Consider the following 24,091-nt stretch of genomic DNA (forward strand, 5'->3'; position numbering starts at 1 on the left):
GACAATGATGGGAAATACGATGAAATATCTGTCGATGTGTTGCTGCCTGTTATGGGGAACCTCTCTGGTGTGTGCGGACGATACGGATGAGTTGAAACGTATCAAGGAGAACTATACTTCCATGTTGCTCCCGGTGGCGGAGGCAGTGGATTCGTTGCAGGTCGACTGGAACCGGATAGAACCGGAGCGGGAGATGTCCGACCAGGTAGTGGTAGAACTTCATCAGCGCTATCCTTTTGATTTGGCCAAAATAGAGGGTTATGTGGCAAAGCTGTCTGATGACGGTTCGTGGACTGACATAAACTATCTTGACAAGAAAAGATCGGGCTGGGAGCCTAAGCAGCATGCCGAACGAATATTGGAATTGGCCAAACTGTACTGTTCTCCTGTTACCGGTTACTATCGGTCGGAAACCCTAAAGCAGGTCATTCACCGGGCTTTGGGATATTGGTTTTCGGCAAAGCACAAATGTCCGAATTGGTGGTATAACCAGATAGGCATTCCGAAAACTTTGGGGACGGCCTTTATTCTTTTGGAAGACCAGTTGTCCGGACAGGAGAAGGCGGGAGCCATAGAAGTAATGGAGAACTCCAAATTCGGCATGACGGGTCAGAATAAAGTATGGCTGGCCGGTAATGTGCTTATCCGTGCCCTTTTGCAGAACGATGCGGAGCTTGTGAAGATGGCACGTGATACCATTGCTTCTGAAATCGTTTTGGGCAGAAGGGAAGGAATCAAGGATGACTGGAGTTTCCATCAGCATGGCCCTCAGCAACAATTCGGAAATTATGGGTTGTCATTTGTTTCGGGCATGAGCTTCTTTTATAGGTTGTTCAAGGGGACTGCTTATGAGTTTGACGGGCCACAGGTGGATATTCTTACTTCTCTGGTGAATGAAGGTTATAAGTGGACGATATGGAACCGGATGATGGACATCAGTGCGCTTGGCAGGCAGCTTTTTCACAATGCACAGCTGCATAAGGCGTATGGGTTGGCGTTTGCGGCTGCCGATCTTGGGATTGGGGGCTTTCCTGCCCGGGGAAATCTTTTGGTTGGACATAAACATTTTGACGATTCCGACTATACGGTACACCGGAGCAAGAGTTGGATGGGAACAGTCAAAATGTCTTCCAATCGTGTGATAGGTACCGAACTGGTGAACGAAGATAATCTCAAGGGGTATTATCTGGGAGACGGTGCCACTTACTTTTATGTCCGTGGAGATGAGTATCTGAATGTGTTTCCGTTTTGGGACTGGCGTAAGGTACCGGGAGTGACCGCTTATGAGGATGTGGCTCCGGTTCCCGACATCAATGTTACAAGATCAGGAAATAAAACGGATAACGTCGGCGGATTGAGTGACGGGAAGTGTGGAATGGCGGCTATGGAGTTGAACAGGGATGGGCTGACAGCCTGTAAGGCATGGTTGTTTACCGGTGATGAAGTGCTTTGCCTGGGAGCTGGTATCAGTTCGGACAGCGCTTTGTGTGTTACTACATCCATAGATCAGCGTTTGCAGTGTGGCACATTAGAGGTTCTGGACAAAAATGCCTGGAGAGAAGTGTCGGGTAAGGAAAACTTTCTGAAGGAAGATTTGCGCTTCTTCCACGACCGTACGGGATATGTTGTTTTAGGAAGTGGCAATTGCATGGCGGAAGCCGGTAAACGCACCGGAAGTTGGCATGATTTTATGAAAATGTATCGTCCGGCCACGACAGAGGGAGAGGTGGTGTCCTTATATCTTTCTCATGGCGTGAAGCCGGAAAATGCCGGCTATCAATATCTGGTATTTCCGGACAGCAATAAGGAAGCTATCAAAGATTTTGATGTAAATGGCGTAAACGTCATACGGAATGATGCAACAGCCCAGGTTGTATCGATGCCTGCTGCCGGGAAGGGGTACTGGATAGCTGCATACAAGCCTGTGCAACTGGATATGGAAGGACTGCCTTTGGAAATTCATGTTCCGGGGATATATTATGTGGAAAGGGAAAACGGCTGCCTGCAGCAAAAGTCGGTGAAGCCTTTCAGGCCTTCGGGAAAAAAAAGGAATTTTCATTTTAAATAGACCAGATATGATAAACCCCATTTACTCTCCGCTGCCCGAACGGTACGACAGCGGCATGAAATACCGCCGTTGCGGCAAGAGCGGTATCCTGTTGCCTGAGATTTCCTTGGGATTGTGGCACAACTTCGGTGATGTGGATACTTTTGCCAATTCCCGGGCGATGGTACATTACGCTTTCGACAGAGGTATCACTCACTTTGATCTTGCCAACAATTACGGCCCTTCTTACGGCTCCGCCGAAGAAACCTTCGGAATGATCATGAAAAAATCCCTTATGCCCTACCGGGACGAATTATTCATCTCCACCAAAGCCGGACACGACATGTGGCCGGGACCTTACGGCGAATGGGGTTCCCGCAAGTACCTGATGGCAAGCCTCGACCAAAGCCTGAAACGGATGAACCTGGATTATGTGGATATCTTCTACTCCCATCGCTACGACCCCAATACTCCGGTTGAAGAGACGCTGCAAGCCCTGGTAGACATTGTCCGCCAAGGTAAAGCGCTCTATGTGGGCATATCCAAATATCCGAAAGATGTAGCGCAAGATGCTTATTATTATCTGGAAGAAAGAGACGTGCATTGCCTGCTTTATCAAGGTAGGTACAATCTCTTCAACCGTGCACCGGAAAAAGAAGGCATCTTGCGGCAAGCCAAAGAAAACGGAACCGGATTCATCGCTTTCTCTCCATTGGCGCAGGGGCTGCTTACCGACCGTTATCTGCATGGTATTCCTGATGATTCCCGCATGGCGAAAGGCAAATTCCTGAAGAAAGAAGTGCTGACCGATCGGGTTTTGCACAAAATCACTGCGCTGAATGAAGTGGCAACCGGACGGGGACAAACATTGGCCGAAATGTCGCTGTCATGGTTGTTGAAAGATGATTCGGTAACATCCGTCATAGTTGGGGCGAGTTCCGTAACACAATTGTCCGATAACTTGAAAGCCCTTGAAAACACGTCTTTCTCTGCCGAAGAGAAAGAAAAGATAGAGATGATAAGTATGGATTTTCACCTTTAACGTATTCTTCCGTGAACTTTTTATATCTTATCTTGTTTTTTCTCACAAAAGCCTAAGGTACCATAGGGCAGGAATTTTATTTAACCTAAACAATTATAGAAGTATGAAGAAATTTATTCCCCTATTATTAGCGGTCTTTGCAGTGACGCTTGCCTCCTGCGAGAAGGACCCCGACATGGATAAGCTGGACAATAACTATCTGGTTTATACCAACTATGACAAGAAGGCGGATTTCAAGACCTTCCAGACTTACTATCTGCCGGATAGTATTCTCGTCATCGGTGACAGCAAAGAGGCCGAATATTGGAAAGATGAAAATGCCCAGGAAATTCTCAATGCTTACATTTCCAACATGAACAGCCGCGGCTTTACCCGTGAGGACAATCGTGAGGCGGCCGACATCGGCCTGCAAGTGAGCTACGTCAGAAGTACTTATTATTTCACTGACTACGGACGTCCCGAATGGTGGTGGAACTATCCGGGGTATTGGGATGCTCCTTATTGGGGCAACTGGGGCGGATGGTATTATCCGTATGCAGTGAACTATTCTTATAGCACAGGCTCCTTTATTACCGAGATGCTGAATTTGAAAGCTCCGCAAGGACAAAGCGAAAAACTTCCGGTTCTCTGGACCAGCTACATGAGTGGATTGCTGAGCGGTTCATCTTCTGTCAATGCCAAACTTGCCGTACAGGGTGTGAACCAGGCCTTCACTCAGTCCATGTACTTGACCGGTAAGTAGTGATAAGCCACGAACTACAGGTGACGGGCTACCGGATATAGGTGACAAGAATAATACGGCAGCATCCTTTCCGGACAGGGAGGTTGCCATTGAACTCCAAAAAACAAGAACAAAGTATGAAAACAATAAAATATCTTTCCTTGAGAGTATTTGCGGTTACCGCCCTTGCTCTCGTCTTCGCCATGCCGGTGAAGGCACAAATGACCGACAATGGTTATGCCAACATCGACTGGCAGTACAACTTTCCTCTCAGCAACAACTTCGCCGACAAATCAAGCGGTTGGGGTATGAACTTTGAAGGCGGTTACTTCCTGACAGACAATTTTGCATTGGGAGCTTTCCTGAACTACCATAGCAACCACGAATATTTCGGACGCCAGACCCTCCCTGTAGGTGAAGGCGGCAGTTTGAACACCGACCAACAACATACTGTATTCCAGTTGCCTTTTGGTTTGGCTTCACGTTACGTATGGAACCGTGGCGGAGCTTTTCAACCGTATGCAGGCGTTAAACTTGGAACCGAATATGCACAGTTGAAATCAACCTTCAACGTTTTTGAAGCCAACAAGGATACATGGGGATTCTATGTGTCTCCTGAAATAGGTTTCAATGTTTATCCTTGGGCTTATGGACCGGGCTTGCATTTTGCGGCTTACTATAGCTACAGTACCAACAAGGGAGACTTCTTTACGTACAGCGTAGATGGCTTGAGCAACTTTGGCCTTCGTGTAGGTATCGCGTTCTGACAGAATCCACTAAAGCTTAACCGATAGAATTTAATTGTTTCAAAGCATGAGAAGAAGGGGCAAACTCTGCGTGAGCAGAGAATGCTCCTTTTACTTTTTCAAGGCTTCATATATCACTTCCTGTATTCTTGTACGGATATCCAGACGCATCAGTCTGGTGTTCCAGGCATCCGGATAAATACGGTTGCTCAAGAAAACATAGACCAGCCCGTTGTCCGGATCCACCCAGGCGCAAGTCCCCGTGAATCCTGTATGTCCATATACGGAAGCCGGTGCGGAAGCAGCGCAAGGGCTCTTCTGCGGATGGCGGGAATCCGGCTTGTCGAATCCCAGGCCACGGCGGCTTATCTTGGAAACGACCGTCGTGAAAAGCTTGCAGGTTTCCCGGCTTAGATAGCGTGTCCCGTCCAGCTCGCCGCCATTCAGCAACATCTGATAGATACGTGCCACTTCTCCGGCAGTGGAGAACAGCCCGGCATTGCCGGAAACACCTCCCTGGAAAGCGGCGGATTCATCATGAACAAATCCCTGAAGCGTTGTTTTACGCAAGAATGCATCTTTGGAAGAAGGCACAATCTCTTCTTTTTTCAAGAAGCGCAACGGTAAAAAGCCTGTCCGCTTCAATCCCATCGGGGTATAGAACTCCCGGGCCAGGAATTCATCCATCGGCATGCCGGCCCGTGCTTCCACCAATTGTTGCAATACGATGAAGCCGACGCAACTATAACGATAGCGTTTGTCTCTCAAAGGTGCGTCTGCAATTTTCTGCAAATATTCATCTTTGAAAGAGCGGTTCAGCCATAGGCTGTCCGAGACTTGCAGGGTAAACTCTTCCGTACGGACTTTGGATGCCAGTTCCTTACGGAACCGGAACTTCGGGTTCGCCCAAGTCCGGCTGCCGATCCGTACCGGGTGTACATTGTCCGGCCGTCCCTTGAACAGTGTCCCTGAATAGCTGTCTTTATCAATGGCATCCTGATAGAAAAGCAAAGTAGAAGGCAGGCCGGACTCATGCAATAGCAGTTCACGTACCGTGATATCCTTTTTGTCCGTATCTTGCAGGAAAGGCAGATAATCCGATACGCGGTCTGTCAGATTGAGCCGTCCTTTATCATACAGTTTCATCACAGCCAATAAAGTGGCGGTAGTCTTTGTCAACGAGGCAAGGTCATATACAGATGCACTTGTGACAGGCACGGACTTGGCTTCCCGCTTTGCAGCTGTTCCCTTTCCCGTATAGGTGCCGAATGCCTTGTTGTACATTTCTTTGCCATCTTTCAGTATCACTATCTGGCAACCGGGATAAGCTCCTTCACGAATGCCTTCTTCAGCTATTTCATCAATCCGGGAAAGCAGACGGGAGTTTATCCCATATTCCTCCGGAACAAAATGCGGCATAGTCTGCGGTCCCAAGGACAAGCCTGTGCCGGCAGCGAACAAATTGCCGATACTTGCGGAAAGACGTCCGTCGGCGCTTGCCCTGCCATATAATATTCCGGCAACCTGCTTTTGGACGTCATCATTGGAAGAATGTGCCAGAATCACAGCTTCGCCTGCCGATATGCCGCGATGAATCTGCAGTACCTGTTTTCCCGGAATAAAGCATAGATAGGCTACCGGCACACCGGGAGCAAATTGGGTAAAGAAAGTCTGATAAGGAGTCAGACGATGCTCTGTGACGCATACCAAGATGCGTTTGTATCGGGCAAGGGAATCCTGTAACTGCCTGCATTGTGCTGTTGTCAGGTTTTTCCCCAGTTGAATTTCTACCGGACGGGTGAATTGGGACAGTTCCTTTATGAAAGGTTGGATTTCCCTTGAGTCTCCGATGTTGAGTACTGCCACTTCTTTCACGGAAGGATCCAGAGGGAGCAATTTAGTCTGGTTGTCCAATACGGTGATTGCTGCCAGGTTCAGCCGCCGGATCAGGTCACGTGTCTTGGGGGTATTGATGCGTGTGCCCAAACCGGAAAGGCGTACGTACGGTTTCCTGGCCAAGCCTAAAGCATACTTATAGGTCAATACCTTACGGCATTTCCTTTCCACGTCAGTTTCTTTCAAATCCCCCCGTTTCACAGCATCCAGAATAGCTTCCACCTCTTCCTTTATACGCCGGGGCACAAGCAACAGGTCATTGCCCGCTTTCAATGCCTGGAGGCAGATACTTGAATTCCCCGATACGCCTTTCATCGCCAAGGCATCCGTAAAGATGAGGCCTTGGAACTTCAATTCACGTGTCAGCAAGTCATGCACCACATTGCGGGAAAGAGAAGAAGGCAATCCTTTCCGGGGTTCAAATACAGGGACTTCCAGATGGCCTACCATAATTCCTCCCAAGCCGGCTTGGATGGCTTTCTTAAAAGGATACAGTTCCACACTGTCCAGACGGGCACGGCTAAAAGGCAAGGTGGGTAATGCCTTGTGCGAATCCACGTCGGTATCGCCATGTCCCGGAAAATGTTTGCTTACGGAAAGTACTCCACCATCTTCCAGACCTTTGGAATAGGCTATTACTTTATCGGCGACATCCCGGGGATTTTCACCGAAAGAACGGGTGTTGATGACCGGATTCCGGGGATTGATATTCACATCGGCCACGGGCGCGAAGTTCACTTGTACTCCCAATTCACGGCATTGGCGGGCCATTTCCCGGCCATATTCATAAATCAAGCTGTCATCACGGATACACCCCAATACCATATTCTTCGGAAAACCGGGTGTACCCCGCAAGCGCATGGACAGTCCCCACTCGCCGTCAAAAGTAATCATCAACGGGACGTCCGCCATCTGTTGCGCTTCATTGGTCAGCGCAACCTGGTTTTGCATCAGTCCGCCTGAGAAAAGCAGGCCGCCTACCTTATAATCTTCTACCACTTTACGCAGCAACTCCCGGTTTGCCTTATTTTGTTGAGGGGCAATGGTATAGATAAAGAGTTGCCCGATGCGTTCTTTCAATGTCAATTGCTTCAGCACAGAATCCACCCACTGCCGGCAGCGGGTATCGTTCTGTAAGGAACATACCAGTGAAGGATCTGCCGCGGGTACAGGGACAGGTCGTGTGGAAACGTGCTGTGCATCCGTGGCCAGCTGTCCGCAGAAGACAAGGAAAATGAAAGCAAACAGGAATATTTTTTTCATTCTATCATACAAATTTCAATCATACATCGTTCAATCGTGTATCGTTCAACCGTAAATTAAGTAGATCATCATTTCTCAACCAGACTCTTGAAAATCAGCTCCTGAATATCTGTCCGGATATTCATATCCCCCAGTTTTGTATTCCACACGTTCGGACAAAGCCGGTTACTCAGGAACACATAGACCGTTTGACTCTTCGGATCTACCCATGCGCATGTTCCGGTAAAACCGGTATGCCCATACACGCCTTCCGGGGCTGAGACAGCGCAGGGACTACGCTTCACAATTGACACGTCCGGCCGGTCAAAACCCAGTCCACGGCGGCTGATGACGGACTTCTCCGTTGTGAACAGACGGCAAGTAGCCTCGCTGAGATAGCGTTTGCCGTTCAGTTCACCACCGTTCAGTAACATCTGATATATTTTTGCCACCTCTGCCGCAGTGGAGAACAATCCCGCATTGCCGGATATACCGCCCATGCAGGCAGCCGTTTCATCGTGCACATAACCGCAAAGGTCCTGACGCCGGAGGAAATCATTGGACGCCGTCGGCATAATCTCCGCTTTTGTAAATTTATTCAGAGGCAGGAACAGGGTCCGCTGCAATCCCAACGGAGCATAGAATTCCTTGGCAACGTACAAATCCATGGGCAACTGCGTGATAGTCTCCACGATTTGTTGAAGCAGGATGAATCCCAGGTCACTATAGACATAACGCTTGCTGTCCAGGTCGCATTTTGCTATTTTCTGGAGAATTGTATGCTTGAAATCTTTGTTCAGCCACATGCCGTCTGCTACATGCAGGGAATAAACGGCACTTGGCCTGTCTGAAACCATTCCTTTCTTAAACTTGAAATCTGAGCAGTAGTAACTATGCTCGCTCACCTGCGTACGGTGCCATTTGTCTATCCAGCTTTGCGAGTAGGGCCCGTGCACTGAATTCGGGTCAATGGCATCTACATAGAAACGGATGTAGGGCGGCAAGCCGGATTCATGGAAAAGCAACTCACGGATGGTCATATTCTTCTTGTTGCCGCTACGCAGGAAAGGCAGGTATTTGGATGCTTTGTCATCCAGTTTCAGTTTCCCCTCATCGTATAGTTTCATTACGGCAAGCAGAGTGGCAGTAGTCTTCGTCAAAGAAGCCAGATCAAAGAGGTCGGTAGGGCGTACGGAAGTGGTATCTTTGTCTGAATGACTACCAAAGCCCCTGTCATATACGGTATGGCCGTCCTTCAGGATCAGGATCCGGCAACCGGGATAGGCACCTTCCGACACACCCTTTTGGGCAATGCCGTCAATGCCGTGCAATACATACGATTTCATGCCGTAGTCTTCCGGGATAACCGTTCCCGGCTTCATGCCCGGCTCGATGATACAACCCGTTCCGGCCGGGAACAGTTGCCCGATGCTCATGGACGTCTTGCCGTCAGCCGGTGCTTTGGCAAAAAGAACATCGGCCACATGCTGCTGCAAGTCAGCCTGGTCGGAATGAGCCAGTACGACGGCACTTGATTGGGCCAAAGCCGGTGTCAAAGGCAACAAGGTACGATAGGAAGTAAAGAAAGCATATACCAAGGGAGCCTGTATGTCCAGTTCACTCAGAAACTCCACGTCTTTGTCGCTGACATACGCCGAGCCGGTTATACTGACAACTACCCTGCGATAAGTTGCCAGTTTGCGTTTTATCTCTTCCTGTAAGGCATCATCCGCATTCCAGGGCAGATAGAAGCAGCTGATATCAGCCTGTTTCTTCATGGCTTCCACGAAGGGGGCATCCGTATCTTTTTCTCCTATGCTCAACAGGGCAATGCCGCCTTCCGCCGGAGCCAGCGGAAGAATGCCGAAATAATTGTTCAGAACCGTCACTGCAGAACAGCGTAGCTTGGCGGCCAACGCCTGGGCCTCTTCCGTATTGATGCGGTAACTCATTCCGCTTACCTGCAACTTAGGCTGCGCACTTCTTAACCCCATCATGTACTTATGCATCAGTACCTTGCGGCACTTGGCGTCCAGCTCTTCCTTGCTGAGGATACCGGAACGTACGGCTTCCGTCAATTCTGTCACGGCATTCTTGGCATGGAATTGCACCAATACCATGTCGTTGCCTGCCGGCAAGGCCTTGTCCGTTACCTGCGCGACTTGTGACCCCCCCCTCATGTCCGGTGCATCTGTAAATGCCAGCCCTTTGGCGCCGGGTTCGTCTTTCAACAATCCGGTTACTCTATTCTTTGACAGTGAAGAAGCCGTCACTCCGCTGTTCTCCAACCCGCGGGCATACGCTACCGCTTTTTCTGCCACCCGCTTGGGGTCTTCGCCCAATGAACTGACAGGTATCACCGGGTTCAGCGGATTCGTGTAGGCATCGGCATCCGGTGCAAAGTTGATATGCACTCCCAATGTCCGGAACTGGCGTGCCACTTCACGGCCATACTCTTCAAGCAAGCTGTTGTCCTCTATGCACCCCAAGGCTGCATTACGGGGATAGTCCGGCGTGCCTTTCAGACGCATGGACAATCCCCACTCGCCGTCGGAGGCCACCATGACAGGTACAGAGGCATTCTTTTGCGCCAGATTTGTCAGAATGGCCTGCTCCTCAGGCGTTCCTTCCGCAAAAAGCAAGCCGCCTACTTTATATTTCTTTGCCAGCTCACGTATCTGCTTCTTGTTTTCTTTGGTTGCCTTGGCAGGAATGGTGGCGACAATCAGTTGTCCCACTTTCTCCTGCAAGCTTAAACGGGTCATCACCGAATCCACCCATTGGCGGCACCGGTCATCTGAATCCGAGGGTAAAAAAGGAGTCTTATGCTGTGCATGAAGCAAAGGGATTAGAAGAAAGAGCCCCGCTATCCATAAAAGAAAAGTATATTTTTTCATTCAATCAATCTGTCGTTTTTTTGATGATGGCAGCATCCTTGTTATTTTTCTGCCAGTGTCAATTTCAATTCACCTACAAAAATACCGTTTTTACCGGTATGGAAAACGGGGACATTCTTACCGTCGGCATTCAGATAATTCATCGGCTTCTCCATGAAAGTATGAGAATGTCCGCCTAAAATGACGTCTATGTTTCGTGTCTTGCTCACCAAATCCTCGTCGGCAGTACCGTAGGAGTTGCGTATCCCTAAATGGGACAGACAGATCACAACGTCGCAATTCTTTTCCAGCTTCAGAAAATCGGCCATTTCCTGTCCCACTTCTATAGGATTGTTATAGACAATGCCCTCGCACTTGTCCGCCTGTACCAATCCTTCCATCCGGGGTGCCAGTCCGAAGACACCGATTCTCACTCCGCTACGTTCCAGGATAATGTAAGGTTTTACCAAGCCCTCGAGGACTGTTCCGGTAACGTCATAGTTGGAACAGACCACCGGGAAATTAGCCATGCGGAACAAACGCGCCATATTGTCCAAGCCGAAGTCGAACTCATGGTTGCCTATGGTCATCGCATCGTATTTCATAAGGTTCATCATTTTGATTTCCACTTCCCCTTGAAAAAGGTTATAGTAGGGAGTACCTTGGGAGATGTCTCCACAATCAAAAAGCAATACGTCCGGATGCTTGCTGCGGATCTCCTTGATGAAGGAACTCCGGCGGACCGCACCTCCCATTCCGGCATAATCATCGGCCGCCTCCGGGCTGATGGGCTCAATACGGCTGTGCGTGTCGCTGGTTTGAAGAATAATCAGCTGTTTGCCCGGATTCACTTCTCCCGTATCTGCGGAAGACGGCTGCTGGGCTGATGCAAAAAAAGAGAAAAGCAGCAGAACTGCCAAGGAATATATCTGTTTCATTTTCATTTTGAATTATCGGTTAGCAAGAATCAGTCTTCAATTATTATTCTTCCTTCCATACGGGAGGTTATTTTTTTACCTGCAGCGGTTTGTGCCTTTACGTATTTCATGAACAATCCCCGCAAGGTGGCTCCTTCCGGACACTCCCTTTGCTCTGCCTGCGGAAAGGCTGTCATGCCATCATTCCCGTCCGCCAGATAATCAATGGTAGCGACGGTGTATGTCCGGTCGTCTACCACCGCATTGCCTCCCACGCTTCCTTGCAACAGTTTGCCGTCCCGGCTTATTTTGAGTTGTACGCCGCTGACTCCTTCGCCTCCCTTTGCCGCTATGTTCTCAAACAGTTGCTTCAAGACGGTGCCTTTCATGGTCAATACACAAAGCGAATTCTCGAAAGGCAGTATCTCGTAGATATTTTCTGTCCTTATAGGCCCTTCGGTCAAGGAATTGCGGATGCCGCCAATATTGACCAGCCCCATATCCGCAGGTTTGCCCAGAACTTCCGCAGCCGATTCACGCAAGACGTCTGCCACCAAATTGGACAAAAGACTCTCCGGACGCGAACGGTCCATGGAAATTTCGGCAGTTCCTGCCACACTATACATGATACTGTCTATTTTTGCTTTGTAAGGAGCAAGCAAGGCTGTTGCTTCAGCATCCGGTTCAGCATCCCAGGTGGAGTCTATAGGTACTCTGTTTCCTTCCACTCTTGTTACTTCATAGGCAGAATGACAGGATGTTAGCAAAAGCGATACAGCCAAGACTGCCCCGGAGAAGAGTTTTAAATAAGGCTTCTTCATTTTGTTTGGTTTTTAAATTGCTACAAATATACTCTATTTCTACTTTTGTACATCTTTTTATATTGCAAAAAACAAGACGAAAATGGCGAATCTCTTCTCACTTCCCTGCAGAAAAGGCTTATGCTGGGGGCAAAGAATAAAAAATGCTTCATAGTGTTGTGTATGTGGCAAATAATTCGTTCCTTTGCACCGCTTTCGCGCAATCGCTGTCAGGACAAACAGAGAGAAGCCTGGCATGTTGCGTTGTAACGATCAAAACAATTTAATAATAACAACAATGGATTTAATTAAAATTGCAGAAGAAGCATTTGCTACCGGAAAGCAACACCCGACTTTCAAGGCCGGTGACACTGTAACAGTAGCATATCGTATCGTAGAAGGTAACAAGGAACGTGTACAGCTGTACCGTGGTGTTGTTATCAAAATTGCCGGACACGGTGACAAAAAGCGTTTCACAGTACGCAAGATGTCGGGTACTGTAGGCGTAGAACGTATTTTCCCTATTGAATCACCGGCTATCGACAGCATCGAAGTGAACAAAGTGGGTAAGGTTCGTCGCGCTAAATTGTATTACCTGCGTGCTCTTACCGGTAAGAAAGCAAGAATTAAAGAAAAAAGAGTTAACGGTTAATACCGTACTCTCGTTTCGAAATAAAAAGGGAGACTTCCGGCAAAGGAAGTTTCCCTTTTTAGTTTCCGGGATTCGCTCTTCTGTCCGGACATCACTTTTGCATCATTAAAAATACATTTATGAACAACGATTTAAACTACGCCCAAATCCCCCAATCCTATCTGCTATGCATTGACGGGCAGTGCCCGAAGTCTGCGACCTGCCTCCATTATATAGCTGCCCGGTACATTCCGTGCACCCGGATTTCATGGAGCATCCTCAGCCCTGCCTACATCGCTGCCCTCCAAGGCCCTTGCCCCTATTACAGCATCAACCGGAAAGTCCGCTATGCCCGGGGCTTTCTCGGCATCCTCCAACAGCTCACCAAAGAACAGACCCGGCAATTTTCCGCCCAGGTGATAGCGGCAAGCAGCCGCCGCACCTATTACCGCATCCGCTGCGGCGAACGTGCCATCTGCCCCCAGGAACAAGAAAGCTTGCGGGAGGTTCTCCGGCAATGCGGAGTGACCGATGAACCGGAATTCGATTCTTATTTTGAGGATTACCAATGGTAACTCCTGTTTTGTGCCATCATAGTGGCACAAGTGTGCCATGCCTAAGGCACGGTTGTGCCAACACGGTGGCACAAAAAAAGTGGAAAGACTCCGCCTTCCACTTTTCACTTGTCTTCCGACAGCAGCTTTTTATTTCATGTCTCTCAGTTCCCAGCCCAATGCACTGGCACCCAAAACGGCAGCGTCGGAATCCTTCAGTTCGGAAGCCAGCAGCTTGGTCTTGCCTTTATAGATACTCAGCACATTATTGTCGATTGCTTTCTGGATGGGCTTAAAGATATAGTCACCTGCCTTGGCCAAGCCACCGAACAATACAATGGCCTCCGGGCTGGAGAAGGCGATAAAGTCTGCCAATGCCTCGCCCAGGATGGTTCCTGTAAATTCAAAAATGTCCTGTGCCAGCTTGTCGCCTTGAACGGCGGCATCATATACATCCTTGGAAGTGATGTTCTCGGCAGGAATGGAACGCAGCAGGCTCGGTTCTGTACTTGCCGTCAGAAATTCACGCGCCGAGCGCGCCACACCTGTAGCCGAACAGTAAGTTTCCAGACATCCGTGACGTCCGCAACCGCAAAGACGGCCGTTTTCGCGACGGATGATGGTGTGTCCCAATTCGCCGGCAAAACCGTCGTGGCCATATACCATCTGGCCGTTGATGACGATGCCGCTGCCCACACCCGTACCCAGAGTGATCATGATGAAGTCTTTCATGCCGCGTGCCGCTCCGTATGTCATTTCACCGATGCCTGCGGCGTTGGCGTCATTGGTCAAGGCACAAGGGATGCCCAGACGTTCCTCAAACATGGCAGCCAAAGGAATGACTCCTTTCCACGGAAGGTTCGGGGCAAATTCTATTGTACCGCTATAATAGTTTCCGTTGGGTGCGCCGATACCGATACCCTTTATCTTATCTGCACCACCATTGGCAATGATCAGGGGAAGCAGATTCTTGCATACTTCATTCACGTAATCATCAGCCTGTTCATAAGCTCCCGTTTTGATAGAACCGCTTGCAATAATAGTTCCGCGTGCATCTACGATACCAAAGACGGTATTCGTGCCGCCTATGTCAATGCCCACCACATAGGGCTTTTCCATGTTTGAATTCATGATATTTCTTTTGTTTAAAGGGTTAATTAATAACATTAATGGTTACAAATTACACAAAGAAAAATGACACTGCAAAATCTTTTTTTAAAAAACTTTGTCGCTTTTGCAACTTTTCGTAACCTTGCTGCGTCTAATAGTGAAAATCAATAAGCATACAGCAAGCTATAAACAGGAAAATCGTGATACAGCTAAAAGACATCAACAAGACCTACAACAACGGAGCACCGCTACATGTGCTCAAAGGCATCAATCTCGACATTCAGAAAGGGGAGTTCGTTTCCATCATGGGAGCATCCGGTTCGGGTAAATCTACCCTGCTGAATATATTGGGTATTCTGGACAGTTATGATACGGGCGAGTATTACCTGAACGGTACCCTCATCAAGAATCTCAGCGAAACCAAGGCTGCCGAATACCGAAACCGCATGATCGGTTTCATCTTCCAGTCTTTCAACTTGATCTCCTTCAAGAATGCAGTGGAAAACGTGGCGCTTCCTCTCTTTTATCAAGGGGTCAGCCGTCGTAAGCGTAATGCTATGGCGCTGGAGTACCTTGACCGATTGGGGTTGAAAGAATGGGCCCATCACATGCCCAATGAAATGTCTGGCGGACAAAAACAGCGTGTAGCCATTGCCCGTGCACTCATCACCCAACCTCAAATTATCCTGGCGGATGAGCCTACGGGGGCCCTTGACAGCAAGACGTCCGTGGAAGTGATGCAGATATTGAAGGACCTCCACCGGACGGGCATGACTATCGTGGTGGTCACTCACGAAAGCGGCGTTGCCAACCAGACAGACAAGATTATCCACATCAAGGACGGAATCATAGGTAGCATTGAGGACAACCTGAATCATGATGCCTCGCCTTTCGGCAAAAACGGATACATGAAATGATAAAGGATTGGCCCTTTTCCTCCTTTAATTTTTAATTCTTAATTCTTAATTATCAATGATAGACCTTTGGCAAGAAATATACGGAACCATCAAGCGCAACAAACTGCGAACTGCCCTTACCGGTTTCGCCGTAGCATGGGGCATCTTCATGCTCATTGTCCTGCTTGGAGCCGGCAATGGCATTATACATGCCTTTGAACAGAATTCTTCGGAACGCGCATTGAACTCCATCCGTATTTTCCCGGGATGGACCACTAAATCGTACGACGGCTTGAAGGAGGGGCGGCGTATCCGGCTGGACAACCGCGACCTGGAAGCTACGGACAAACAATTCACGGAGCATGTCATCAGCGCAGGTGCCACGGTGCGCCAGAGTAATGTGAATGTCAGCTTCGGAAAGGAATATGTCAACATTTCGCTGATGGGAGTATATCCCAACTATACCGAGGTGGAGACAGTAAAGACAGCCGGCGGACGCTTCATCAACTACAACGACTTGAAGGACCGCCGCAAGGTCATCATCCTGCACAAGAAAACTGCGGAGATACTATTCGACAAGACACATACCGAACCTGTAGGGCAATTTGTCAATGCCGGAGGAGTGGCCTATCAGGTTGTAGGCATCTACAATGACCAGGGAGACCGGGAAGCCAATGAAGCGTACATTCCTTTCTCCACCTTGCAGACCATCTACAACAAAGGAGACAAGCTGAACAATATCATCTTCACTACCAAAAACCTGTCCAGCATGGAAAGTAACGAGGCATTCGAGAAAGAGTATCGTAAAACCATCGCCGCCAACCACCGCTTTGACCCGACGGACGACAGTGCCATCTGGATATGGAACCGGTTCACCAACTACCTGCAGGCGCAAAATGCCATGGGCATCCTGCGTACGGCAATCTGGGTCATCGGCATCTTTACACTGCTGAGCGGCATTGTCGGTGTATCGAACATTATGCTGATTACCGTCAAGGAACGTACCCGGGAATTCGGTATCCGCAAGGCGTTGGGAGCCAAACCTTTCTCCATTCTCTGGCTGATTATCATTGAGAGTGTCACTATCACTACCCTTTTTGGCTATATCGGGATGGTGGCGGGCATTGGAGTGACGGAGTGGATGAATGCCGCCTTCGGTAGCCAGACCATGGATGCCGGTATGTTCCAGCAGACCATGTTCTCCAACCCGACTGTGGATCTCGGCATTGCCGTCCAAGCTACGCTGACTCTTATCATTGCAGGTACATTGGCCGGCTTCTTCCCGGCGAAGAAAGCGGTGAGCATCAGTCCTATTGAAGCACTTAGAGCAGATTGAAAGATTATGAAAATAGATATAGATACATGTGAGGAAATCCTCATCACGATTACAAGGAACAAGACAAGAAGCCTGCTGACTGCATTCGGCGTATTTTGGGGCATCTTCATGTTGGTGGCTCTCATAGGCGGCGGACAAGGCATGCAGGAAAACTTGCAGTCGCAATTCGAAGGTTTCGCCACCAATTCGGGGTTCATAGCGGCGCAGAAGACAAGCGAGGCTTACAAAGGTTTTCGTAAGGGCCGCCGGTGGGACTTGGAAATGGAAGATGTGTATAGGACACGCAGTGTAGAAGGCATCAGGCTTGCCACCCCATCTACAGCTTTATGGGGGCAGACAGCGATTTATGGCGAGAACAAATACGAGTGCAGCGTAAAAGGTTTGTACCCCGAATACGAACAGGTAGAGCACCAGGAAATGACCTACGGACGCTTCATCAATGACGTGGATATAGCAGAAGCCCGCAAAGTGTGCGTCATCGGCAAGCGTGTCTACGAAAGCCTTTTCAAGCCGGGAGAAGATCCGTGCGGCAAATATGTACGGGTGAACGGAATCTATTATCGCGTTGTGGGCATGTGCTCCTCGGAAGGTAATGTCAATATCCAAGGGCAGGCATCAGAAGCTGTCACGCTGCCTTTTACTACCATGCAGCAGACTTACAACCTGGGCAATACAATCCAGGTTGTCTGCTTCATCATGAAACCGGGTGTGAAAGTAAAGGATGTGGAACCCGAGATAGAACGTCTCGTAAAGACGGCGCATTACATTGCGCCGGACGACAAACAGGCAATCATGTTCCTGAATGCAGAAGCCATGTTCTCCATGATGGATAACCTGATGACCGGTGTAAGTATCCTGATCTGGATGGTAGGTCTGGGCACCCTGTTTGCCGGTGCCATCGGTGTATCGAACATTATGATGGTAACCGTGAAGGAGCGTACCACAGAAATCGGCATTCGCCGTGCCATCGGCGCACGTCCCAAAGATATCCTGCAACAGATATTGTCCGAGAGTATGGTGCTGACCACCATCGCGGGCATGGCGGGGATATCTTTCGCTGTACTTGTACTGCAGATTCTGGAACGGGCCACCAATGAACCGGGTGTCATTAAAATCCATTACCAGGTTTCATTCGGACTGGCCATCGGTACCTGCATCTTGCTCATTGCATTGGGAATGTTGGCGGGGCTGGCACCGGCTTACAGGGCCATGGCCATCAAACCCATTGAGGCGATAAGGGATGAATAAAGGTGCGGATGGAAAAACGATTAATCGGGAGTCAAAAAAAGAAAAACAATAATAATACAATTATATGAAAACGAAAAAGTATCTGAAAATCGCATTATTGGTGGTAGTAGCCGCCCTATTTATCTGGACATTCGTATTCCTGTATCAGAAGTCACAGCCCAAAGTGGTGATATATGAGACGGTAACTCCGGAAATAACAGACCTTGAGAAGACCACGGTTGCCACCGGTAAAGTAGAACCGAGAGATGAAGTTCTCATCAAGCCGCAAATCTCCGGCATCATTTCAGAAGTTTACAAGGAAGCGGGACAAAGCGTAAAGCAAGGTGAGGTAATCGCCAAAGTTAAGGTAATCCCTGAATTGGGTACGCTGAACTCTGCCGAAAGCCGTGTCCGTTTGGCCGAAATCAATGCCGCGCAGGCCGAGACCGACTTTGCGCGCATAGAAAAATTGCATGAAGATAAGTTGATAAGTGCCGAAGAATACGAGAAAGGTGAAGTTGCCGTAAAACAGGCGCGCGAAGAACTGCAAACGGCTAAAGACAACCTGGAAATCGTAAAAGAGGGTATCACCAAGAACAGTGCGTCCTTCAGCAGTACGCTGATCCGTTCCACTATCAACGGATTGATTCTGGATGTTCCCGTCAAAGTCGGTAATTCTGTCATCATGAGCAATACCTTCAACGATGGGACAACCATTGCCACTGTTGCCAACATGAATGATCTTATTTTCCGTGGAAACATTGATGAGACGGAAGTAGGCCGCGTACACGAAGGCATGCCTGTAAAATTGACTATCGGTGCCTTGCAGAACCTTTCCTTCAATGCCGTACTGGAATATATTTCTCCGAAAGGTGTGGAAGAGAATGGTGCCAACCAGTTTGAGATCAAAGCCGCCGTTGCGGCACCGGATAGTGTACAAATCCGTTCGGGATACTCCGCCAACGCTGAAATCGTATTGGACCGTGCACAAAAGACACTGGCAGTGCCGGAAAGTACCATTGAGTTCAGTGGTGACAGCACCTTTGTCTATGTCTTGACAGACAGTGTACCGGTACAGAAGTTCGAACGCAGGCAAATTGCAGTCGGTATGAGTGACGGCATCAAAATAGCCGTCAAGGGTGGAATAACCGCCAAAGACAAGATTCGCAGTAATGAGAAAAAGGATAAATGACCGTTTAAAAGAACAAAATCATGAAAATTAAATCAATCCTCGTCATATTGGTATGTGGTTGTGCGTCGTTGCAGGCGCAGGAACGGTGGACGCTCCGCCAATGCATTGATTATGCCATTGAGCACAACATCGACATCCGGCGGACAGCTAATGATGCCGAACAAAGTGCGGTAGAGGTCAATACGGCCAAATGGGCACGCCTGCCGAACTTGGACGGACGTGCCGGTCAGAACTGGAACTGGGGGCGTACGCAAACCGCCATCAAGAATGAGGACACCGGTGACTATTCTACAGTATATGTCAATACTTCCAGCAATGGAACCAATATGAGCCTCAGTACCAGTATCCCTGTTTTCACCGGACTGCAAATTCCCAATCAGTACGCATTGGCCAAGTTGAACCTGAAAGCTGCCATAGCCGATTTGGAGAAAGCCAAAGAAGACATTTCCATTAATATAGCTTCAGCCTATCTTCAGGTATTGTTCAATGAAGAGCTACATCAGGTTGCCTTAGGACAGGCTCAATTGAGTAAAGAGCAATATGATCGCATCTATCGTCTGGCGGAAATAGGGAAGGCGTCACCCGCAGAAGTGGCAGAGGCCAAGTCACGCGTGGCGCAGGACGAAATGAATGTCGTGCAGGCTCTCAATAATTATAAATTGGCTCTGCTTGACCTCAGCCAGCTTATAGAGTTGGAAACTCCCGAAGGCTTTGCGCTGGCAGCTCCTGCTGTCAACTTGGAATTGGCTTCCCTGACTCCGCCGGATGAAATCTTCCAGACGGCTTTAGTGAACAAGCCGTCCATACAGGCTGCCCGGTTTCGTCTGGAAGGAAGTAAACACAATATACGTATTGCACAAAGTAACTTTTATCCGCAACTGAGTCTGAACGGTAGCCTTGGAACAAACTATTATTCTACCATTGACCGTACTTTTAGTCAGCAGATGAGTGATAACTTCAGCAAATATGTTGGCTTCAACCTCAGTGTGCCCATTTTCAACCGCCTGGCTACCCGTAACCGTGTACGGACGGCACGCCTGCAACGCGAAAACTATGCCTTGCAACTGGACAATACCAAGAAGATTCTCTACAAAGAGATTCAACAGGCCTGGTACAAGGCGACAGCCGCGGAAAGCCAGTACACAAGTAGCCATACAGCTGCCCTTGCCAGTGAAGAATCCTTTAAACTGATGAGCGAGAAGTATGAAAACGGGAAAGCCAATGCCGTGGAGTATAACGAGGCCAAACAGAATTTGATGAAAGCCCAGTCAGATGAACTCCAGGCCAAGTATGACTATCTGTTCAGTACCAAGATACTGGACTTCTACAAAGGAATTCCTATTGAGTAGAACTTTCGGAAGTTAACGAAGTATTCCGGATACCGATGGGTATAATTTTAGTTGTTGTGTTTGATTCTCCTCTCTTTTCCTTTCCGAAGGAAATAGAGAGGAGTTTTTATTCATGGTTACCTTCTCGTCTTTTCAACAGAGCGGGAAGAACGGCTATTGGAAGAGGGTTTCTTGTCCTTGCTGTCTGTGTTCACTCTGCTGCGACGGGTAGTATTGCCGGTATTATCTTTGTACTTTGTATTTCCGGCACTGGTTCTACGCGGGCTATTACTATTGCTTACGCTGCGACGGGTACTGCTCCCGGCGGCATTTGCAGGACGGGAAGAGGTGTTGACATGTTCCCGCTTGCTGCCCGTACTGCCGGTACGTCTTGTCGTAGTGGCTGCATTTCCTGTAGGACGAGTACTTGAATTGGGACGGATAGTTACCGAGCCGAAATCGGAACGGCGGGCGGTATGATAAGACCTGTCATTCCGGATGCGGTACACTCCATTGTAAACAGGATGGTTATAACGTCCCCGGTAATAGCTTGTATTATGATGATTCGTGCGATAATGCCCGCCGCAATATGTACGGTAATGGTATGGGCGCGGGAAATAAAAATGGTTATGGTTGGTATAGTTTATGTAAATGCGGAATTCCCAACGTCCGCCGCTTACATAAACCGGACGGTAAAAATAGGAAGCTTGCATAAACCGGCTGTACTGCCTGCTGCTCAACACCCATCGCAAATCATCATTACGCACATCCAGGTAATCATAATAACGGTTCAAGGCCCACTCCTCACCACGCAGCACGTCATCCATCAGGTAACGTATGCCGGCAATGAAATCGTAATTGATTTCATATACATCATTGTACTGCTCCGTATTCAGATTCAATTCATAGGCCATTTTGTCCGTAAGGAAACGGGTTTCTTTACGCACTTTGCTATTGCTCATGGCCGCACTGCAAATGGCGGTACCCATTATGGAGGCAAAAATTATAAGCATTATTCGTTTCATGATATCGTTTTTTACAAATTTATATTCAATCTATTCTTCTGTGGAAGCAAAAATAGGGGAATGTTTTCCCCTATTTATCTGTTTCTCTCTATAGTTGAATAGGGAAATCCCTATTTGGCCAAGGCAATGCCATCTTTCTGCAGGAGTATGAGATGTTTCTTATACAAATCTCCCACTGCTTTCTTGAAAGTCTTCTTGCTGACCCCAAAGGTGTCATAGATTTCTTCTGCCGGACTTTTGTCATTTAATGTCGTGCATCCTCCGTTATTACGGATATATTCCAGTAAAATCTCTGAAAAATCTTCTACTTTGCCTTGACCGGGCTTCTGCAGTATCAGGTCTATCTTGCTGTCTTCGCGTACCTGCTTCACATACGCCTTCATTGTCATTCCGGTATGTAGGGGCTGGAAAATCTCACTTTCATACAGCAAACCGCTATATTGGTTCTCGATAATCGCTTTGAAACCTAAATCTGTTTTCTGCCAGATAAGGACATCCACTTCCTGGCCGAACTCGTAGGGAGCTTTCTCTTTGGACAAGTAGCGATCTACCTTTGCCGATGCCACAATGCGGTAACTTTCGTCATCCAGGTGTGCATGGACTACATATTTTTTGCCTACCTGCATTTTCATCTTTTGTTCACGGAAAGGTACAAACAAATCCTTCATCAGCCCCCAGTTCAGAAAAGCGCCGTATTGGTTAACCCAAGACACTTCCAGACAGGCAAACTGGCCAACCTGCACCAACGGTGTCAGCGTGGTGGCAACCAATCGTTCTTCATTATCCAAGTAGATAAACACTTTCAACTCATCTCCCGGTTTACAGTTTTCAGGTGCATAGCGTGCGGGAAGCAGAATTTCTCCCTCTTCCTCTCCATCCAGATACATACCGAAATCCACTTCTTTCACTACCTTCAGCGTATTGTATTTTCCTAACTCTATGCTCATACTCTTTCGTTTTGGGACAAAGATAATGTAATCTCATAACTTTTCGCTTTGAAAGATAACTTTTTTCTATGAACAACTCTTTCGGAAATCGGTTATCTTTGTAATGTAGTAAGCAATAAAGAATTTGAATTATTCACCTTTAAATAAAAAAGTATGGAATTTCTAACAAATGACAAACTGACCATCGTAGGTGCAGCCGGCATGATTGGCTCTAACATGGCACAAACCGCCATAATGATGCATCTTACTCCCAACATCTGTCTGTATGACCCTTATGCTCCCGGGCTGGAAGGCGTAGCGGAGGAATTGTTCCACTGCGGTTTCGAAGGCTTGAACTTGACATTTACATCAGATATCAAAGAGGCATTGACCGGTGCCAAATATGTAGTATCTTCAGGTGGAGCAGCCCGCAAGGCAGGCATGACCCGTGAAGACTTGCTGAAAGGCAATGCTGCCATTGCCGAAGAATTCGGGAAAAATGTCAAAGCTTATTGTCCGGATGTAAGACACGTTGTCGTAATCTTTAACCCGGCTGACATCACCGGCCTGATTACTTTATTGTATTCCGGATTGAAACCGTCTCAAGTGACTACACTGGCGGCTCTTGACAGTACCCGCCTGCGCAGTGAGTTGTCCAAGCACTTTGGCATCGCTCCGGATAAAATAGAGAATTGCCGCACTTATGGCGGACACGGTGAACAGATGGCTGTATATGCCTCTACTGCCAAAGTAGATGGCAAGCCCTTGCTGGATATCATCGGTACGCCTGCCCTTACCAAGGAACAATGGGCGGAAATCCAGACAAAGGTAATTAAAGGCGGTGCCAATATCATCGCTTTGCGCGGCCGTTCTTCTTTCCAAAGTCCGGCGTACGTATCCATTGAAATGATTGCTGCCGCTATGGGGGGGAAACCGTTCCGTTGGCCGGCCGGCACTTATGTTCACAGCCACGGCTTTGATCACATCATGATGGCTATGGAAACTGAAATCACTAAAGATGGTGTGCGTTATCATGAATTGAACGGTACCCCTGAAGAAGAAGCCAAACTGAAAGAGAGTTATGCTCACCTTTGCAAGCTCCGCGACGAAGTTATCGCGATGGGCGTGCTGCCTTCCATTAATGATTGGCATAGTATCAATCCAAATATTGACTAATGCTGAGTAATCGGCCAAATAGTTGAAAAGGTACCTTTCTTGGATAGAAGAGGTACCTTTTTAGATATTTTTCCTCAAAAATCCTTGCAGTATAAAAAAAACTCTTTATCTTTGCACCCGCAAACGAAAAAGGTGTCATAGCTCAGTTGGTAGAGCAAAGGACTGAAAATCCTTGTGTCCCCGGTTCGATTCCTGGTGACACCACTTTTGAAAGCATCGGAATGTAGCGCAGTTGGTAGCGCACTACGTTCGGGACGTAGGGGTCGGGCGTTCGAGTCGCCTCATTCCGACAGAAAGCGACAAGCAGTGAAAATTGCTTGTCGCTTTTCTTTTTTTATCTCTGCAAACCTCTGCAAATTCTCTCAAGCGGGGATCAACGTAAAAACCTGAGGGATTTTGTATT

At 48.2% G+C, this 24,091-nt stretch carries 19 protein-coding genes and 2 tRNA genes; 14 read left to right on the forward strand and 7 right to left on the reverse strand.

What is annotated here, in order from left to right:
• Nucleotides 1-4: 4 nt before the first annotated feature.
• The 4 genes from HMPREF9446_RS15110 (at nt 5) to HMPREF9446_RS15125 (ending at nt 4,577) form a co-directional block, all read left to right on the forward strand.
• Nucleotides 5-2,068, forward strand: a complete 2,064-nt coding sequence (locus HMPREF9446_RS15110; protein WP_009126602.1) for a polysaccharide lyase family 8 super-sandwich domain-containing protein — start codon at nt 5-7, stop codon at nt 2,066-2,068.
• Nucleotides 2,069-2,075: 7 nt separating this feature from the next.
• Nucleotides 2,076-3,089 carry an aldo/keto reductase gene (locus HMPREF9446_RS15115; RefSeq protein ID WP_009126603.1) on the forward strand — a complete coding sequence of 338 codons (1,014 nt, stop codon included), beginning with the start codon at nt 2,076-2,078 and terminating at the stop codon, nt 3,087-3,089.
• Nucleotides 3,090-3,192: 103 nt separating this feature from the next.
• Entirely contained in the window at nt 3,193-3,831 is a 639-nt protein-coding gene (locus tag HMPREF9446_RS15120) for a DUF4136 domain-containing protein (protein ID WP_009126604.1), read from the forward strand.
• 116 nt (nt 3,832-3,947) lie between these two features.
• Nucleotides 3,948-4,577 (forward strand): outer membrane beta-barrel protein, encoded by a 630-nt coding sequence (locus HMPREF9446_RS15125; protein WP_009126605.1) that lies wholly within the window; start codon nt 3,948-3,950, stop codon nt 4,575-4,577.
• A gap of 90 nt (nt 4,578-4,667) precedes the next feature.
• Here the strand turns inward: HMPREF9446_RS15125 and HMPREF9446_RS15130 are convergent, their stop codons facing one another.
• The 4 genes from HMPREF9446_RS15130 to HMPREF9446_RS15145 all read right to left on the reverse strand — a co-directional run bounded on the left by HMPREF9446_RS15130 (nt 4,668) and on the right by HMPREF9446_RS15145 (nt 12,308).
• A complete protein-coding gene (locus HMPREF9446_RS15130) occupies nt 4,668-7,715 on the reverse strand; it encodes a glycoside hydrolase family 3 N-terminal domain-containing protein (RefSeq protein ID WP_009126606.1) in 3,048 nt (1,015 codons plus the stop codon).
• Between the two features lie 68 nt (nt 7,716-7,783).
• Entirely contained in the window at nt 7,784-10,591 is a 2,808-nt protein-coding gene (locus HMPREF9446_RS15135; protein ID WP_009126607.1) for a serine hydrolase, read from the reverse strand.
• 41 nt (nt 10,592-10,632) lie between these two features.
• Nucleotides 10,633-11,508: a bifunctional metallophosphatase/5'-nucleotidase gene (locus tag HMPREF9446_RS15140; protein ID WP_039969776.1), complete on the reverse strand. Its 876-nt coding sequence runs from the start codon at nt 11,506-11,508 to the stop codon at nt 10,633-10,635.
• Nucleotides 11,509-11,537: 29 nt separating this feature from the next.
• Nucleotides 11,538-12,308 carry a 5'-nucleotidase C-terminal domain-containing protein gene (locus HMPREF9446_RS15145; RefSeq protein ID WP_009126609.1) on the reverse strand — a complete coding sequence of 257 codons (771 nt, stop codon included), beginning with the start codon at nt 12,306-12,308 and terminating at the stop codon, nt 11,538-11,540.
• 277 nt (nt 12,309-12,585) lie between these two features.
• Here HMPREF9446_RS15145 and rplS point away from each other — a divergent pair, with 277 nt between their 5' ends.
• Together rplS and HMPREF9446_RS18465 are read left to right on the forward strand one after the other, a co-directional pair.
• On the forward strand, nt 12,586-12,939 hold the full coding sequence (gene rplS / locus HMPREF9446_RS15150) for a 50S ribosomal protein L19 (RefSeq protein WP_009126610.1): 354 nt from the start codon (nt 12,586-12,588) through the stop codon (nt 12,937-12,939).
• Between the two features lie 119 nt (nt 12,940-13,058).
• The gene (locus tag HMPREF9446_RS18465; protein ID WP_009126611.1) at nt 13,059-13,493 is read left to right on the forward strand and encodes a DUF6078 family protein; all 435 of its coding nucleotides are present in this window, start codon (nt 13,059-13,061) and stop codon (nt 13,491-13,493) included.
• Between the two features lie 129 nt (nt 13,494-13,622).
• Here the strand turns inward: HMPREF9446_RS18465 and HMPREF9446_RS15160 are convergent, their stop codons facing one another.
• Nucleotides 13,623-14,603: an ROK family protein gene (locus HMPREF9446_RS15160; protein ID WP_039969729.1), complete on the reverse strand. Its 981-nt coding sequence runs from the start codon at nt 14,601-14,603 to the stop codon at nt 13,623-13,625.
• A gap of 179 nt (nt 14,604-14,782) precedes the next feature.
• Between HMPREF9446_RS15160 and HMPREF9446_RS15165 the strand changes: the two genes are divergently transcribed.
• The 5 genes from HMPREF9446_RS15165 (at nt 14,783) to HMPREF9446_RS15185 (ending at nt 20,582) form a co-directional block, all read left to right on the forward strand.
• A complete protein-coding gene (locus HMPREF9446_RS15165) occupies nt 14,783-15,499 on the forward strand; it encodes an ABC transporter ATP-binding protein (protein ID WP_009126613.1) in 717 nt (238 codons plus the stop codon).
• 55 nt (nt 15,500-15,554) lie between these two features.
• A complete protein-coding gene (locus HMPREF9446_RS15170) occupies nt 15,555-16,814 on the forward strand; it encodes an ABC transporter permease (RefSeq protein ID WP_009126614.1) in 1,260 nt (419 codons plus the stop codon).
• A gap of 6 nt (nt 16,815-16,820) precedes the next feature.
• Complete coding sequence (locus HMPREF9446_RS15175; RefSeq protein ID WP_009126615.1) at nt 16,821-18,062, forward strand: ABC transporter permease; 1,242 nt, start codon at nt 16,821-16,823, stop codon at nt 18,060-18,062.
• A 64-nt stretch (nt 18,063-18,126) separates the two neighbouring features.
• A complete protein-coding gene (locus HMPREF9446_RS15180) occupies nt 18,127-19,233 on the forward strand; it encodes an efflux RND transporter periplasmic adaptor subunit (RefSeq protein WP_009126616.1) in 1,107 nt (368 codons plus the stop codon).
• 20 nt (nt 19,234-19,253) lie between these two features.
• Nucleotides 19,254-20,582: a TolC family protein gene (locus HMPREF9446_RS15185; RefSeq protein ID WP_009126617.1), complete on the forward strand. Its 1,329-nt coding sequence runs from the start codon at nt 19,254-19,256 to the stop codon at nt 20,580-20,582.
• Between the two features lie 116 nt (nt 20,583-20,698).
• Here the strand turns inward: HMPREF9446_RS15185 and HMPREF9446_RS15190 are convergent, their stop codons facing one another.
• Together HMPREF9446_RS15190 and HMPREF9446_RS15195 are read right to left on the reverse strand one after the other, a co-directional pair.
• Nucleotides 20,699-21,586 carry a hypothetical protein gene (locus HMPREF9446_RS15190; RefSeq protein WP_009126618.1) on the reverse strand — a complete coding sequence of 296 codons (888 nt, stop codon included), beginning with the start codon at nt 21,584-21,586 and terminating at the stop codon, nt 20,699-20,701.
• Nucleotides 21,587-21,696: 110 nt separating this feature from the next.
• The gene (locus HMPREF9446_RS15195; RefSeq protein ID WP_009126619.1) at nt 21,697-22,533 is read right to left on the reverse strand and encodes a CvfB family protein; all 837 of its coding nucleotides are present in this window, start codon (nt 22,531-22,533) and stop codon (nt 21,697-21,699) included.
• Nucleotides 22,534-22,686: 153 nt separating this feature from the next.
• On the opposite strand from HMPREF9446_RS15195, the gene HMPREF9446_RS15200 reads away from it, so the two are divergent.
• From HMPREF9446_RS15200 to HMPREF9446_RS15210, 3 genes are all read left to right on the forward strand, one after another.
• Nucleotides 22,687-23,688 carry a malate dehydrogenase gene (locus HMPREF9446_RS15200; RefSeq protein WP_009126620.1) on the forward strand — a complete coding sequence of 334 codons (1,002 nt, stop codon included), beginning with the start codon at nt 22,687-22,689 and terminating at the stop codon, nt 23,686-23,688.
• A gap of 131 nt (nt 23,689-23,819) precedes the next feature.
• A tRNA-Phe gene (locus HMPREF9446_RS15205) sits at nt 23,820-23,892 on the forward strand.
• A 13-nt stretch (nt 23,893-23,905) separates the two neighbouring features.
• A tRNA-Pro gene (locus tag HMPREF9446_RS15210) sits at nt 23,906-23,978 on the forward strand.
• Nucleotides 23,979-24,091 lie beyond the last annotated feature (113 nt).

Origin of the sequence: Bacteroides fluxus YIT 12057, from assembly GCF_000195635.1 — a bacterium.
In the GTDB taxonomy this organism is placed as follows: Bacteria; Bacteroidota; Bacteroidia; order Bacteroidales; family Bacteroidaceae; genus Bacteroides; species Bacteroides fluxus.

What these genes read in the sequence shown, in the direction of transcription:
- HMPREF9446_RS15110 (WP_009126602.1), top strand. Translation starts at nt 5, where the DNA reads ATGATGGGAAATACGATGAAATATCTGTCGATGTGTTGCTGCCTGTTA.
- HMPREF9446_RS15175 (WP_009126615.1), top strand. Translation starts at nt 16,821, where the DNA reads ATGAAAATAGATATAGATACATGTGAGGAAATCCTCATCACGATTACA.
- HMPREF9446_RS15125 (WP_009126605.1), top strand. Translation starts at nt 3,948, where the DNA reads ATGAAAACAATAAAATATCTTTCCTTGAGAGTATTTGCGGTTACCGCC.
- HMPREF9446_RS15140 (WP_039969776.1), bottom strand. Translation starts at nt 11,508, where the DNA reads ATGAAACAGATATATTCCTTGGCAGTTCTGCTGCTTTTCTCTTTTTTT.
- HMPREF9446_RS15130 (WP_009126606.1), bottom strand. Translation starts at nt 7,715, where the DNA reads ATGAAAAAAATATTCCTGTTTGCTTTCATTTTCCTTGTCTTCTGCGGA.
- HMPREF9446_RS15195 (WP_009126619.1), bottom strand. Translation starts at nt 22,533, where the DNA reads ATGAGCATAGAGTTAGGAAAATACAATACGCTGAAGGTAGTGAAAGAA.
- HMPREF9446_RS15145 (WP_009126609.1), bottom strand. Translation starts at nt 12,308, where the DNA reads ATGAAGAAGCCTTATTTAAAACTCTTCTCCGGGGCAGTCTTGGCTGTA.
- HMPREF9446_RS15120 (WP_009126604.1), top strand. Translation starts at nt 3,193, where the DNA reads ATGAAGAAATTTATTCCCCTATTATTAGCGGTCTTTGCAGTGACGCTT.
- HMPREF9446_RS15160 (WP_039969729.1), bottom strand. Translation starts at nt 14,603, where the DNA reads ATGAATTCAAACATGGAAAAGCCCTATGTGGTGGGCATTGACATAGGC.
- HMPREF9446_RS15170 (WP_009126614.1), top strand. Translation starts at nt 15,555, where the DNA reads ATGATAGACCTTTGGCAAGAAATATACGGAACCATCAAGCGCAACAAA.
- HMPREF9446_RS15135 (WP_009126607.1), bottom strand. Translation starts at nt 10,591, where the DNA reads ATGAAAAAATATACTTTTCTTTTATGGATAGCGGGGCTCTTTCTTCTA.
- HMPREF9446_RS15185 (WP_009126617.1), top strand. Translation starts at nt 19,254, where the DNA reads ATGAAAATTAAATCAATCCTCGTCATATTGGTATGTGGTTGTGCGTCG.
- HMPREF9446_RS18465 (WP_009126611.1), top strand. Translation starts at nt 13,059, where the DNA reads ATGAACAACGATTTAAACTACGCCCAAATCCCCCAATCCTATCTGCTA.
- rplS (WP_009126610.1), top strand. Translation starts at nt 12,586, where the DNA reads ATGGATTTAATTAAAATTGCAGAAGAAGCATTTGCTACCGGAAAGCAA.
- HMPREF9446_RS15180 (WP_009126616.1), top strand. Translation starts at nt 18,127, where the DNA reads ATGAAAACGAAAAAGTATCTGAAAATCGCATTATTGGTGGTAGTAGCC.
- HMPREF9446_RS15190 (WP_009126618.1), bottom strand. Translation starts at nt 21,586, where the DNA reads ATGAAACGAATAATGCTTATAATTTTTGCCTCCATAATGGGTACCGCC.
- HMPREF9446_RS15115 (WP_009126603.1), top strand. Translation starts at nt 2,076, where the DNA reads ATGATAAACCCCATTTACTCTCCGCTGCCCGAACGGTACGACAGCGGC.
- HMPREF9446_RS15200 (WP_009126620.1), top strand. Translation starts at nt 22,687, where the DNA reads ATGGAATTTCTAACAAATGACAAACTGACCATCGTAGGTGCAGCCGGC.